The 14,058-nt window shown below is 34.3% G+C and carries 15 protein-coding genes; 14 read left to right on the top strand and 1 reads right to left on the bottom strand.

Annotated features, from left to right (window positions below; genetic code table 11):
- Positions 1-38: 38 nt before the first annotated feature.
- Positions 39-1,376 (bottom strand): metallophosphoesterase, encoded by a 1,338-nt coding sequence (locus ACH6CY_RS02020; protein ID WP_374065563.1) that lies wholly within the window; start codon positions 1,374-1,376, stop codon positions 39-41.
- Positions 1,377-1,542: 166 nt separating this feature from the next.
- Here ACH6CY_RS02020 and ACH6CY_RS02015 point away from each other — a divergent pair, with 166 nt between their 5' ends.
- The 14 genes from ACH6CY_RS02015 to ACH6CY_RS01950 all read left to right on the top strand — a co-directional run bounded on the left by ACH6CY_RS02015 (position 1,543) and on the right by ACH6CY_RS01950 (position 13,991).
- Positions 1,543-3,735: a DNA topoisomerase III gene (locus ACH6CY_RS02015; protein ID WP_374065737.1), complete on the top strand. Its 2,193-nt coding sequence runs from the start codon at positions 1,543-1,545 to the stop codon at positions 3,733-3,735.
- A gap of 826 nt (positions 3,736-4,561) precedes the next feature.
- Positions 4,562-5,176, top strand: a complete 615-nt coding sequence (locus ACH6CY_RS02010) for a TetR/AcrR family transcriptional regulator (protein ID WP_374065562.1) — start codon at positions 4,562-4,564, stop codon at positions 5,174-5,176.
- Complete coding sequence (locus tag ACH6CY_RS02005; protein WP_374065561.1) at positions 5,173-6,027, top strand: ABC transporter ATP-binding protein; 855 nt, start codon at positions 5,173-5,175, stop codon at positions 6,025-6,027. Before ACH6CY_RS02010 ends, ACH6CY_RS02005 begins: the two co-directional genes overlap by 4 nt.
- The gene (locus ACH6CY_RS02000; protein ID WP_483874854.1) at positions 6,024-6,722 is read left to right on the top strand and encodes a fluoroquinolone export ABC transporter permease subunit; all 699 of its coding nucleotides are present in this window, start codon (positions 6,024-6,026) and stop codon (positions 6,720-6,722) included. Before ACH6CY_RS02005 ends, ACH6CY_RS02000 begins: the two co-directional genes overlap by 4 nt.
- A gap of 12 nt (positions 6,723-6,734) precedes the next feature.
- Positions 6,735-7,460: a hypothetical protein gene (locus tag ACH6CY_RS01995; RefSeq protein ID WP_374065558.1), complete on the top strand. Its 726-nt coding sequence runs from the start codon at positions 6,735-6,737 to the stop codon at positions 7,458-7,460.
- A gap of 154 nt (positions 7,461-7,614) precedes the next feature.
- A complete protein-coding gene (locus ACH6CY_RS01990; RefSeq protein WP_374065556.1) occupies positions 7,615-7,995 on the top strand; it encodes a hypothetical protein in 381 nt (126 codons plus the stop codon).
- 314 nt (positions 7,996-8,309) lie between these two features.
- Complete coding sequence (locus tag ACH6CY_RS01985) at positions 8,310-8,897, top strand: hypothetical protein (RefSeq protein WP_374065555.1); 588 nt, start codon at positions 8,310-8,312, stop codon at positions 8,895-8,897.
- A gap of 168 nt (positions 8,898-9,065) precedes the next feature.
- On the top strand, positions 9,066-9,374 hold the full coding sequence (locus ACH6CY_RS01980) for a lmo0954 family membrane protein (RefSeq protein ID WP_374065554.1): 309 nt from the start codon (positions 9,066-9,068) through the stop codon (positions 9,372-9,374).
- 45 nt (positions 9,375-9,419) lie between these two features.
- Positions 9,420-10,049 (top strand): PspA/IM30 family protein, encoded by a 630-nt coding sequence (locus ACH6CY_RS01975; protein WP_374065553.1) that lies wholly within the window; start codon positions 9,420-9,422, stop codon positions 10,047-10,049.
- Positions 10,050-10,147: 98 nt separating this feature from the next.
- Positions 10,148-10,864: a cell wall-active antibiotics response protein LiaF gene (liaF, locus tag ACH6CY_RS01970; RefSeq protein WP_374065552.1), complete on the top strand. Its 717-nt coding sequence runs from the start codon at positions 10,148-10,150 to the stop codon at positions 10,862-10,864.
- A gap of 5 nt (positions 10,865-10,869) precedes the next feature.
- Positions 10,870-11,913, top strand: a complete 1,044-nt coding sequence (locus ACH6CY_RS01965; protein ID WP_374065736.1) for a sensor histidine kinase — start codon at positions 10,870-10,872, stop codon at positions 11,911-11,913.
- Positions 11,906-12,544, top strand: coding sequence for a response regulator transcription factor (locus tag ACH6CY_RS01960; RefSeq protein ID WP_374065551.1), 639 nt, complete (start codon positions 11,906-11,908; stop codon positions 12,542-12,544). The genes ACH6CY_RS01965 and ACH6CY_RS01960 overlap by 8 nt, the downstream gene beginning before the upstream one ends.
- A gap of 2 nt (positions 12,545-12,546) precedes the next feature.
- Positions 12,547-13,134: a DUF1700 domain-containing protein gene (locus tag ACH6CY_RS01955; protein WP_374065550.1), complete on the top strand. Its 588-nt coding sequence runs from the start codon at positions 12,547-12,549 to the stop codon at positions 13,132-13,134.
- Positions 13,135-13,139: 5 nt separating this feature from the next.
- A complete protein-coding gene (locus ACH6CY_RS01950) occupies positions 13,140-13,991 on the top strand; it encodes a DUF4097 family beta strand repeat-containing protein (RefSeq protein ID WP_374065549.1) in 852 nt (283 codons plus the stop codon).
- The last annotated feature ends 67 nt before the right edge of the window (positions 13,992-14,058 follow it).

Here is a 14,058-nt window from a genome sequence, read left to right as displayed (position 1 = left end):
TTTTATATCTATTGTACATAAAAAAGCTACGAATAGCCCTAATTTCTTTGAAAATGTATTAGGAGTTTATTGTCAAGTTGGTTACTGTCGGTTTGAATGCTGTGCATATAACGGTATAAAAACGTATCTTTTATTTGTTCCCACTCTTTAACACGTTGATCTAATAAGAGGTCTGACTGATTTAAATGTTCTGATCCAGAGAAAAAACGCTGATTCAAAACAATCATCTCATTTGCTAATTCCTCTTTTTGCTTATTAGAAAGAGAGGTGCCTTTTAAACTGTTATAAGCTAAATGATATGCAAATTCACCAAAGTAAGAGGCGGAATAGGAGTCAAATTGTAATAGGTTTTTTTCCTTTTTTTTATTTCTTTTTGCCCAAGATGCAACATCAAGTTTCTTTGTCTCATAATTTAAGTTTTTCGTAGTAGCACTATAATTGATTACTCCATATTGTTGCGGATAAACAGATAATCCACTAGTAGCAATATCATAAATTTCCTTTGTTTTATGGATATTCTGTGCATGTATATGCCCGGATAAGACCAATGGTGTAGCATAACGTTGAAAAAGTTTTGTTACCTGTTTTTTATTATCTATTGTATAGCCATCGTTAAATGCCTCATTATGTTCTGCTAAGTTATGATGCATAACAGGAATAATTTGAGCATTATTTTCTTTAGCATAAGCATAACAGGCCTTAATCCAATCGATTGTATTAGTGGACAAAGAGCCATTTAATTCTGGAAAACCTTTGTTTTTATTATTTTTGTAGTGATTAGTATCAAGCATTAATAGCCAAACGTACTCAGAAGGTGCAGCTAAATAACTTAACGATGATGGGTCGATAGAAATAGCTTCTTGATAACCAAATGCTTGGTAAATCGAAGAGAATTCATTCGCTGTAATGGTCTCTACCTTGACTTGTTCTGTCTCATTAAATTTACGTGCCCAAGGGTTATTGATATCGTGATTTCCGGGAATAACATAAACACTTGTTCCGCTATTCTCTAGACTAGTTAATCGCTTTGCAACTGCTTCATGACTCGATTTTTCGCCATTATTAGTCAAGTCTCCACTTATAATCACAATGTCAGGCTTTGCTACCTTTACTTCAAAAGCAAATGTATCTAAAATAACATCCATATCTTGTAATTGTTTGCCATCTCCTGATTCGAGATATTGCTGAAATGCCTTTCCATTGTCCGTTAATGATTCGTCTAAGTAATGCCAGTCAGTTGTCACAAACAGGCTCAAATCTTTTTCCTTCGTTATATAGCTTGATGAGGGGTTCTTAAATGAAAATGACGTTTTATCATTATTTGTACTGCATCCAATAAGTAACATACTTATTGAAATAATATAGAGAAAACGCATGGATACACCACCTTACTTTTCGTTACTTTAGTATAAACTACCAGCATGAGTTCATTCTAAATTACTACTGTCAATTAAAATAGATGTTTCAAAAAAATGTTCATTTCATCTTTTAAAGCAAATTGTGTTAAAGTTAGAGAAGTATCACTCGAAAGGGATGGAACAAATGGGTAAAACAGTTGTATTAGCGGAAAAACCTTCAGTAGGTCGTGATATCGCTCGTGTATTGAAATGTAACAAAAAAGCGAATGGTTATTTTGAAGGATCAACATATATTGTAACCTGGGCACTTGGTCATTTAGTTACGTTAGCAGACCCAGAAGCGTATGACGTAAGATATAAAACATGGAAGTTAGAGGAGTTACCAATGCTTCCATCTAATCTCAAGCTTGTCGTAATGAAAAAGACAAATAAGCAATTTCAAACAGTGAAAGCACAATTGCAACGAAAAGATGTAGACAAAATTGTTATTGCGACAGATGCAGGTCGCGAAGGTGAACTTGTAGCTCGTTGGATAATTGCTAAGGCGAAAATAAACAAGCCAATAAAACGTTTATGGATTTCTTCTGTAACAGATAAAGCGATTAAAGAAGGTTTCAAAAAATTGAAACCAGGAAAAGCCTATGAAAATTTATATCATGCTGCTGTTGCCCGATCTGAAGCAGACTGGTATATCGGTTTAAATGCTACTCGTGCCCTTACAACACGCTTCAATGCACAATTAAATTGCGGGCGTGTTCAAACACCTACAGTAGCGATAATTGCGGCAAGAGAAGATGAAATTAAAAATTTTAAACCACAAAAATATTATGGTATAGAAGCACTAACCGATATGATTAAATTAACATGGCAAGACTCGAATAGTAATAGTCGTAGCTTTAATAAAGAAAAAATTGATGCAATTGTTAAATCACTTGGTCGTGAAGATGCTAAAATTGTGGCGATTGATCGTAAACGAAAGAAAATGTTTGCTCCGGGACTTTATGATTTAACAGAACTACAACGTGAAGCAAATAAATTCTTCGGCTATTCAGCAAAGGAAACATTAAATATAATGCAAAGGCTGTATGAACAACATAAAGTGCTAACATATCCTCGTACAGATTCTCGATATATTTCAAGTGATATTGTATCAACAATTCCTGAGCGCTTAAAAGCTTGTGGTGTTGGCGAGTATCGATCAACAGCTAATAAAATTTTATCTAAGTCAATTAAAGCAAATAAATCATTTGTCAATGACTCGAAGTTAAGCGATCATCATGCGATTATCCCGACTGAGGGAAATGTAAATTTATCTACTTTCACAGATAAAGAAAGAAAAGTCTATGATCTAGTAGTAAAGCGTTTCTTAGCAGTTTTATCCCCAGCACACGAATATGAACAATTAACAATACAGGCTGCAATTGGTAAAGAAAAATTCATTGCTAAAGGTAGAATAGTAATGAATGTTGGTTGGAAAGAAGTTTATGAACACCGATTTGATGATGAAGAACTAACAGACGATATAAAAGAGCAATTATTACCAAGCATTGAAAAAGGTGATGTATTAAAAACAAAGTTAGTATCTCAGACATCGGGTCAAACAAAGCCACCTGCTCGCTTTACAGAGGCTACTCTATTGTCTGCCATGGAAAACCCTACGAAGTATATGCAAACGAATAATAAAGAGCTTGCAGATACCTTGAAATCAACTGGTGGATTAGGAACAGTTGCAACACGTGCAGATATTATTGACAAGTTATTCAATTCATTCTTAATTGAAAAACGTGGTGGTAAAGAAATTTATATCACATCAAAAGGTCGCCAGTTACTTGATTTAGTACCAGAGGAATTACGCTCACCTACAACAACAGCTAAATGGGAGAAAAAGCTTGAACTCATTGAAAAAGGCAAGTTGAAGAAAGAAGTGTTCATTCATGAAATGAAAGAGCACACAAAAGAAATTGTTACTGAAATTAAATCAAGTGACAAAAAATATAAGCACGACAATATCTCGCACAAACATTGTCCGGACTGCGGGAAACCGATGCTTGAGGTGAATGGTAAAAAAGGAAAAATGCTCGTGTGCCAAGATCGGGAATGTGGCCATCGTAAGAACGTGTCACGTGTAACTAACGCTCGCTGCCCTCAATGTAAAAAGAAAATGGAACTACGTGGTGAAGGAAAAGGACAAATTTTCGCATGTAAATGCGGTTATCGTGAAAAACTATCTTCTTTTGAAGCTCGTCGCAAAAAAGAAGGAAGTGGCAAAATGGATAAACGTAACGTACAGAAGTATTTGAAGCAACAAGAAAAAGGTGCTGACCCAATTAATAATCCATTTGCTGAGTTGTTAAAAGGAACGAAGTTTGATAAATAAAGTGAATTCAGATGATTTATAAACCTCCCGATCAAACAGAAGATGGGGATTGGGAGGTAAGTCCCTTTTAACCAAACAATTAGTATTTTACAGTATGGGTGTAATGAACCATTTTAAATGCTGATAAATAATCCAGGCAATCACCAAACAACTGATGATTAATAACATTAGGTAATAAATATTCATAAATGAGTAAACCTAAATTCCTTTATTACAGCCAGTGAAGTGTACTATTCTTGACATGTTTTTCTATTGAATGATAAATGAATGATAAAAAATGCACCAATGAATAACAGACTATTATCACTTTATCTCTTAATTGTATGGTCAAAAAAACATCTAAAAGAATGGTATCAACTAATAGGAGTATAACTATTAAATATTTTGAGAACATTGACCAATAAGCTGAGTTGATATTGGATGATGGATTTGGTTTTGTAAGAACTGTAATTCATCGATTATTGTTTCTTCACTCATGGCTATTTCCCTTTCCAAGATGTCTTAGATACAACACCATCCCTGTTTACTCTCTCATCATTCAAATTAGTATCTTTCATTGTAACCTTTTCAAACGTTTTTCAGCGAAATAGTCCACCATATTACTCATAGTTAAATCTCCTCCTTTTTCACATCACAGTGAATATATATACGACATTTTATATAGCTATGGGTACAAAGACTATCATATATTGTAGCAGACAGAGGGGAAGGTATATCATTTTAGGTGATTAAAACAAAATATAAAAAACGCCTTTACATTTTCTGTGATCAGGTATACTATATGAATGAAAAATAATATAATTCATATGTTCAAGAAGGTGTAAAAATGGTTAAAGGTTTTAGTAAACAAGAGAAACAAATAATCTATAGCAAATTAATTTTAGAAGGGAAAAAATTGTTTAGTGTTTTTGGGCTCAAGAAAACTAGCATTTCTCAGCTTACGAAGGCTGTTGGGATTGCGCAAGGGACGTTTTATCAGTTTTTCACATCCAAGGAAGAGTTGTATTTTGATATTTTAGAGGAAGAGGAAAAGGAAATAAAACGGAAACTACTGGATAAAATGGATGAAGAGCCAATGACACGTAAGGCTTTTAAGAACATGCTTTTATTTGCAATCTCAATGATCGACCAACATCCAATTATTAAAAGCCTTTTTCAAGAAGAAAGTATGGAACATCTTGTAAGAAAGTTACCTCCAGAAAGAATCCAGCAACATCTTGAAGAGGATGAATTTGTACTTTCTCCATTGTTAGAAAAATGGCAACGGAGCAATGTGTTAGTAGACAAGGACCCAGCTATTATCACAGGTGCGATTCGAGGCTTTTTCATGATGTTACTTCATAAACAGGAAATTGGAGAGGAAGTTTATCCAGATGTTGTTGATTTACTTGCCGAATGTTTATCAGCGGGATTAGTTAGAGAGGGGGGGAATGATAGATGATTAGTGTGAATAACCTAGTTTATCGCTATCCAAGTAAAAAGGAAGATAGTATTAAAGATATATCATTTACTGTGAACAAAGGGGAGATTTTTGGTTTCCTTGGTCCTTCTGGTGCTGGAAAGAGTACGACTCAGAAGATTCTTATCGGTATTTTAAAAGGCTACAAGGGAAGTGTGATGATTGATGGGTGTGAGTTAAAGTCACTTGATGCTTCCTATTATGAACGGATTGGTGTTGGGTTTGAATTTCCGAATTTTTATCAGAAGTTTTCTGGGCTGGAGAACTTAAAGTTTTTCAGTCGACTATATAAAAATGCTACTCAGGATCTGATACAGTTGCTAGAAAGTGTTGGTTTGAAGGAAGCTGCTGATATAAAGTTTGGCAATTATTCAAAAGGGATGAAGATGCGTTTGAATTTTTGTCGTGTCTTACTAAATAACCCAGACATTATGTTTCTTGACGAGCCGGCGTCAGGTTTAGATCCAGTGAACGCAAAGAAGCTAAGGGAACTCATACAAGCAGAGAAAGATAAGGGGAAGACGATTATTATCACTACGCACAATATGCTGACTGCGGAGGAACTTTGTGACCGTGTTGCCTTTATCGTCGATGGAAACATTTCATTAATTGATTCTCCTAAACAATTAAAAATAGTGAACGGGAAAAAAGAGTTAAACGTTGAATATCGTGATGAAGAATCAGTTAAAAATGAGGGATTCCCATTGAATCATTTGGGTGAGAATGCTAGATTCCAAAAGATTCTAAAAGGATATGAGATTATCACGATGCACACAAAGGAAGCAACCCTAGAGGATATTTTTATTCAAACGACAGGTAGAAAGCTAATATGAGAATAGTCGAGTTGTTCCAGATGGATGTGAAATTTCAATTACGCCACGGATTTTATTATGCTTATGCACTTGTTACTATTTTTTACATTGGCGTACTCTTACTCAGCCCAGAAGCCTATGTACAAACAGCTTCTATTCTAATTGTGTTCACTGACCCATCAGTTTTAGGCTTCTTCTTTGTTGGTGGAATCGTCCTGCTTGAGCGCGATCAATCGATTTTCAGTACATTATACGTCACACCATTGAAGATTCACGAGTATTTGATTAGTAAAGTAATGTCGTTAACGCTTCTCGCAGCAGTTACTAGCATAGTTTTATTCGTCGTGATTCATCAAAGTTCGTTTCATGTTGTGCCGTTTTTACTTGCGGTCATACTTTGTTCAATGTTTTTTACGTTGTTAGGAATTAACTTGGCTGTTCGGGTAAAATCAGTCAATGCGTTTCTATATACGTCCCCATTTTTGGTGATAGTGTTTTATTTACCATTAGTCGATTATATTGGGAGTTACGATACACCTATTTTTTTCATTTTTCCAACACAGGCAATTTTGCTTTTGATGGAAGGAGCGTTTAAAGGAGTATCCATTGGAATCTATCTATACTCTTTTGTTATATTAACTGTTTGGATTGGTCTAGTGTACCTATGGACGTACCAATCATTTAAACAATTTTTAAAAGATAAATGCTTTACTTAAGGGGGAAAGCATATGATTAAAAAGATTGTCGTACTATCGATTGGCGATTGGAAGAATATTCGTAGAGATCCGTTTCTCATTTTTTCGATGTTCGGAATTTTACTATTGGCTTCATTTGTTCGATTCGGTCTATCAAAGCTTGATGAACTGATTGCTACACATACAACTTATGAATTAACAGAGCATTTCCCTCTAATTGTTGGATTGGTGTTACTGATGACACCACTGATGATTGGCATGCTATATGGATTTGTCATATTAGATGAACGGGATGAGGGCGTCCTACTTTATTATGCTGTAACTCCGTTAACGAAGGTTGGCTATCTGTTTTGCAGGTTACTATTACCGATGATCACAACATTCTTTCTGTCGTTCATTGTCATCCTGATTCAGGGAGTGATCGAATGGAAGATCATTACATTTATTCCGACTGCACTATTATTAGCACTGCAAGCACCGCTGATTACGATGCTAATGGCCAGTCTTGCTTCTAATAAAGTGGAGGGTTTAGCCCTTGCTAAAGTGATTAATCTGTCTATTCTGTCGCCATTGATTGATTATGCAATTACAAACCCACTGGCAAAAGTAATGATCTTTTTGCCGATGTATTGGCCAGCATATATGTTTATCTTGATAAGTCATAATGATGATTGGATTCATGCTTTCCTGATAGGTATGATTATTACAATTTGTTGGTTTATTCTATTGAATCATTTATTTCAAAGAAAGATAGGTTAATGAAGTTAAGAGATAGATTACTATTTTTAACTTGCCAATACCTTTAATAACTAGCTATGTTAATTATTATTGTTGGTTTTACATAAAAAAGGGCCCCTAGAGTTCTGGCTGTAATAGATAATGCAATTTCATCACAATATTCGTTCTTCTTATTTTGATTGGCATCCCAGAAACGTATAAGTATGATAATATAACAGGAACCAAGTGTCCAAGTTGTGATAAACTAATGCTGGAGGTCAATGGGAAAAAAGGGAGAATGCTTGTTTGTCAAGACCGTTCTTGTGGGGGCAAAAAACATATTACTAGAAAAACAAATGTCCGTTGCCCGAATTGTAATAAAAAAATGGGAATGCGCGGACAAGAGGAGGTCCAAACGTTTACTTGTAGTTGTGGTGATTGTGAAAAACTAGTTGCGTTTCAGAATCGTAAACAAAAGCGCACAACAGACAAAGCTAGTAAACGTGATACGAATAAATATTATGAAAAAACAGGACGATACATGAAGCAACCCTGCACTAGCAAAAGCAATGGCTAAATAGAAAAAAGTACATGTCATGTGATCAGTCAAATATATCTTTCTTATTTAATTTTAAGAAAATCTTAAGATTTATCATAGTGAAACTTTAAGATTTTCTGTATAAGATAATGTTAATGAAATAATGGATTGAAATAATCTTCTTTTTATCATATAGTTAAACAAATTATTTCTAGGTTTTTGTTAGATCTAAAGACCTACAAAAACTTATAACCTCCGTCCACTGTTTATTTATTAAAGGCTGTTATGATAGAATAATAGCTAATTATTTATAAGAAAAATACAAACAAGGACGAGAGAAGGGGGGATAAAGCTTGAAACAGAAAACGATTTATTTAGTGTTTTTAGATACTGGAACACTTTTAACAAAAATGATTAATTTATTTACAAACTCAACATTAAATCATACCTCGATAGCGTTGGATCAATCATTAAACTATGTATATAGTTTTGGGCGAAAAAGACCTAAAAATCCTTTTATTGGTGGTTTTGTAAGAGAGAATCTTCAGATGCCATTCTTTAAAAATGCAGCATGTGCGGTTTATCGATTGCAAATATCTGAAGTGGAGTATCAACTATTAGAACAGCGAATTAACATGATGGAAACAAAAAAGCACTTATATCGATATAATATGTTAGGATTGTTTGGTGTAATGTTGAATAAAGAACTACAAAGAGAAAATGCATATTTTTGTTCCCAATTTGTAGCGACGATGTTATCAGATTGTGGTGTGTATCAGTATCATAAGCCTGCATGTCTTATCCGTCCACAAGATTTAAGAGACTGGCATGAACTAAAATTAATTTATCAAGGAAGTCTTAGCAATTATCCATATTTTAATATGACTAACCAGCATGAGTACGCACATAAATGGGATACTTCAAAAATAAAGCTTGGCTAAATGCCAAGCTTTATTTTTTTTGGAGTAATTAACGATCGCTTCATTATCACTTGTATCTTTTATAAAGATTAAATTACGCCTTAGGTCGTATATTAAAATATACCGCCAGTCCATTATAAACAATGGGCAAAAAGGATAATATAGAAGCATGGAAGGAGGAAATGGAACGTGAAAACAATCTTATTTTTGTTAATTGCAGGAATTGCAGCTATTGTATTACTCATCGCTCTTGGACCAATGATTTTATTAGGAATTAGTTTAGCCATTACCTACTATGCTATTAGAAAGTTTATTTTAACGGATTCAATTGGTGGGAAAATTGGTTGGGCGATCGTAGGGCTCATTGCACTTTCTATCTCGCTATCGAATACAGCAGCTTTTGTAGGTGCATTAGCACTGGTTGTTTTATATTACATCTACAAGAATTGGAAAGAAAGTAAACAAAAAAACGAAGAAGATCAATGGATTATAGAATAATAAAATGTTGATACATTTAAAAAATAAAAAGGAGAGTTAATTCACATGGCAAATATTTTCACTCGTGTTAAAGACACAATTGTAGCAGATTTTCATGAATTATTAGATCAAAAGGAACAAAAGCATCCAATGACCCAACTAAATCAGTATATTCGTAATTGCGAGGAAGAAGTAAAACGATTAAAGAAATTGATTGAAAAGCAATATGCGATCAAGCAAGAATATCAAACCGAATTGCAAAAAGCTAAATCAATGGTAGAAAAAAGAAAAGCACAGCAAGCATTGGCAGAAGAAATGGGAGAAGAAGAACTAAAAAAAGAGGCGGCAGCAGAACAGCTACAATATCAAGCAAGGGCAGAACAACTTGCAGAGATGCTTGAGCAGAATAGTCAAGGACTTGATCAAATCGAAGCAAAATATGTTCAAATGAACCATAAGTTAAAAGATTTATACGTCAAACGACTAGAATTAAAAGGAAGAGAAAATATCGCACGTGTCCATAAAGGAATGAACAAAGTACTGCATACCGAATTAGTAGAAAAAAGTGAATCAAAGTTTCAAGAGGTAGAAAATTATATTGAACGATTAGAACAACAAGTAACAACAGACTATCGATTGCATACATTAGATGCAAGATTTGATGCATTAGAAAAAAAGGTTTCTACTTCTAAATAAGTTCATGGTACGCTATAACTAATTGGATAAGATATCGAAGTTAATTTCGATACCTTATCCAACTAAACAGTTGTATCATAAGAAATTGAGGGAAGCCTATGTTTAATCGGAAAAATATGCATGTGACGGAGTACTTGTTATTAGGTATTATCATTTTTTTAGTTTTTGAAGCAATCTTTATTCATACAGAATCGTTGATTTGGCTAGGTGTATGGATTGTAATTATTTATCTTGCGCGTCAGCACTATTATCGTCCGATGGGGCGAATGTTTTTTTGGGTTGGAGTAGTTGCACTTGGCATTACAGTGATTAATACGATTACCTTTCAAATCGTATTATTTGCAATTCTTGTTATATTGCTTTTGCATTGGTATCAAAAAAATCAACGTGCGAATTACCATCAACCTCAATTTCCAAAAAGCCAACAGATAAACGAAAAGAAAGTTTTATTTACTAACAAATGGTTTGGTAGGCAACAAACAGAAAGGTCAGCTTATGAATGGAGCGATGTAAATATTCAAGCCATTGCTGGAGAAACAATTATTGATTTAACGTACACGGTGTTACCAAAGGGAGAACCACTCATTATAGCACGTCATTTATTTGGTACTGTCAAAATAATCGTCCCATTTGATGTAGAAGTGTCTATTCAACACTCTGTTCTTTTTGGAGCTGTAGATATTTTAGAGCATCGTGATGAAGTCATTACAAATCGAGTGATTCATCTACAAACAGAGGCATATAACGATGCCAATCAGAAGGTGAAAATAGTCACATCAATGATTGCTGGAAAAATTGAGGTGACACGAGAGTGAAAACAATGATTAGTCGTTCAATTATTATTGGAATGCTCCTTTCTGTGTTACTGACAATTTTATTATTGACGATCTTTTTTCTAATGTATCCTGTACAAAATTGGTTAGAAGTATGGGAGTATGCTTTTTGGAAGATCCCATTTATTTTATTTGTTTTATTAGTGAGCTTAATGTTCGGAGCTAGCACTGGTTTTATGATTGGTGTTTTTGGAAGAAATCAATTAGAGGCAATTGAAAGAGGATTAAATGATCTGGAAAATTCTAATACAGATGTGATAACTAGGTATGATGGTCCGTTGGAAGACGTTGACTACGTAATGGTTCAAATGAAAAAAGTGCAATTGTATATTCAAGAACAAACGATACGAACACAAAAACTAATAAGTGAACGAGTAGAAAATCAACAAGAAAAAATAGAAGAGGTCATTATAGAAGAGAGAAATCGCTTAGCAAGAGAGCTACATGACTCTGTAAGTCAGGAACTTTTCGCAGCATCAATGCTTGTTTCTGCTATGAATGAAATGGCTATTTCAAAAACAGAGGAAATAAGTAAACCACTACAACAAGTGGAAACGATGATTCAGCAAGCACAATTAGAAATGCGAGCATTATTGCTACACTTGAGACCAATTGCTCTAAAAGATAATTCATTGAAAATGGGTATGGATCAATTATTGGAAGAGCTAGATCAAAAAATTCCGATTGAAATGCATTGGCAAGTGGAAGATGTATCCTTAAGTTCAGGAGTGGAAGACCATTTGTTTCGCATGCTACAAGAAGCAGTATCTAATGCATTACGACATGCGAAAGCTACCGCAATTGATATTCTTTTAATTAGACGGGAGTACGCTGTGATCTTACGTGTATTAGATGATGGTATTGGTTTTAATCTTGAAGAAAAACAATCCAGCTCCTATGGATTAGCAAATATGTCAGAACGTGCAGCAGAAATTGGTGGCAAATTACGTATCGTTAGTGTACCTAATAAAGGTACAAGAATAGAAGTTAGAGTTCCGATTATAGACGTAGAAGGTGATGGAAATGATTAAAGTATTATTTGTGGATGATCATGAAATGGTTCGTATTGGTGTGAGTACTTATTTGGCAACACAGTCAGATATTGAAGTAATAGCTGAAGCCGATAATGGATTAAAGGCTGTAGAACTTGCACTTAAACTTCGACCAGATGTAATTTTAATGGATATTGTCATGGATGAAATGGATGGTATTCAAGCAACGAAGGAAATTATCCAAGCATGGCCAGAAGCAAAAATATTAATGGTTACAAGTTTTATCGATGATGATAAAGTCTATCCTGCGTTAGAGGCTGGAGCCACTAGTTATGTCTTGAAGACCTCGAAAGCTAGTGAAATAGCGAAGGCAATTCGGAGCACGTATCAAGGAGAATCCATCTTTGAAACAGAAGTCACTAATAAAGTATTAACAAGAATGCGCACAAAGAGGGAAACAGAACGTCATGATACATTAACAGCAAGAGAACAGGAAGTATTGCTGCTCATCGCGCAGGGAAAGACAAATCAGGAAATTGCCGATCAACTATATATTGCACTCAAGACTACTAAAGTTCATGTAAGTAATATTTTAAGCAAATTAGAAGTGCAAGATAGAACACAAGCAGCAATCTATGCCTACCAACATAAATTGATTGAGGGGGAATAGATATGGATAAGCAAAACTTTATGAAAGAACTTGCCTATCATTTGAGAGAATTGTCAAGTCATGATCGAAATGATATTTTACAAGACTATGAAGATATTTTTAAAATTGCTGAAATAGATGGAAAAGACGAACAATCTATTATTCTTGAGCTTGGCACACCACGTTTGATTGCCCAAAAACGTATAGCTGATTGCAACATGAGCCATTTTTCTCAAGAGAAAGAGAATAAACAAGTTGTACACGCTTCTTCGAACACATCACGTAGCCCAATGCGTTCATTGATTTTTGCACTTATTCTTATTGTTTTTAATGTAGTAGTTGTACTTGGACCAGCTATTGCATTATTTGCTGTCTGGCTTAGTGTTTGTGCAATAGCAGTTGGATTTTCTTTGGCACCAATTGCGTGGATTATATCTCTATTTTGGCGTCAGCTAACAACGATTTCAACTATATTGCCAGAGTTTTTTATTATCCTTACCTTGGTTAGTATAGGAGTTTTGTTTATCATTTTAATGATCTATGTAACAAAGGCTTTATTTATTGCAGTAAAAGGCTACATAAAATGGAATATAAATGTAATTAGGGGGTGAATGCTTTGAAAAAAATTGCAAGTATTGCACTTATAACAGGTTTAATTGGTTTAATCGGTGTTTTTATTTTTAGAAATGAGATTTTTTCTTTTGGTAATAAAGAGCAATTGATGGATGCTACTGATTTTCATTCGAATACCATTAATCAATTAGATATTGATGTGGATGTAGTAGATTTTGAAATTGAAAAAAGTTCAGATGATTCGATACACGTTTTATTAACTGGATATATGAATAAACAACAAAAAAAGAAATTAGACTATCAAGTTTATCATGAGAATCATAAGCTGTTTATTAAGTTAAATCAAAGTAATAAATGGTGGTTTAACTTTTCCATCTTGCCGTTCCAAAATAATCGACAGTTGCGTTTAGTTTTACAATTACCAGATAAACATTTTGAGAAGCTATCATTAGATTCAAATGTAGCAGATATTTCAGTAAACTATGGTGATTTTTCTACCGTAAACATAACGAGTGATGTCGGTGACGTTGAAATGGAAAACACAAAGACATCCCAAGCTGATGTAGAAACAAACGTAGGTGATATTCATATTTCTGATGGAGTGGGTAGATACGATATTCTTAGTGATGTAGGTGAAATATCTCTTGAACTAATGAAATGGGAAGACGATGTTGTAATCGAATCGGATATAGGTGACGTTGAAGTTGCTATTCAACAGATGCCTAAAGCATTTCGAATGGATTTAACGAGTGATATAGGGTCTGTATATACATCGGGAATAAGGCAAGATCGAGGAGAGAATAATGATGGAGATGTTTATCTAGAAGTTGGAACAGATGGTCCACTAATGGATGTACGGAGTGACATTGGAGAAATTGAAGTAGTAAATGAATAGTCATAGTGATTGGCCAACGTATACAGTAAAGAAAGGCAGGTTTATTCATGTAGTAAATAAACCTGCC

Origin of the sequence: Paraliobacillus sp. JSM ZJ581 (assembly GCF_044383835.1) — a bacterium.
In the GTDB taxonomy this organism is placed as follows: domain Bacteria; phylum Bacillota; class Bacilli; order Bacillales; family Amphibacillaceae; genus Paraliobacillus.
This window is presented reverse-complemented; position numbering and strand designations above follow the sequence as displayed.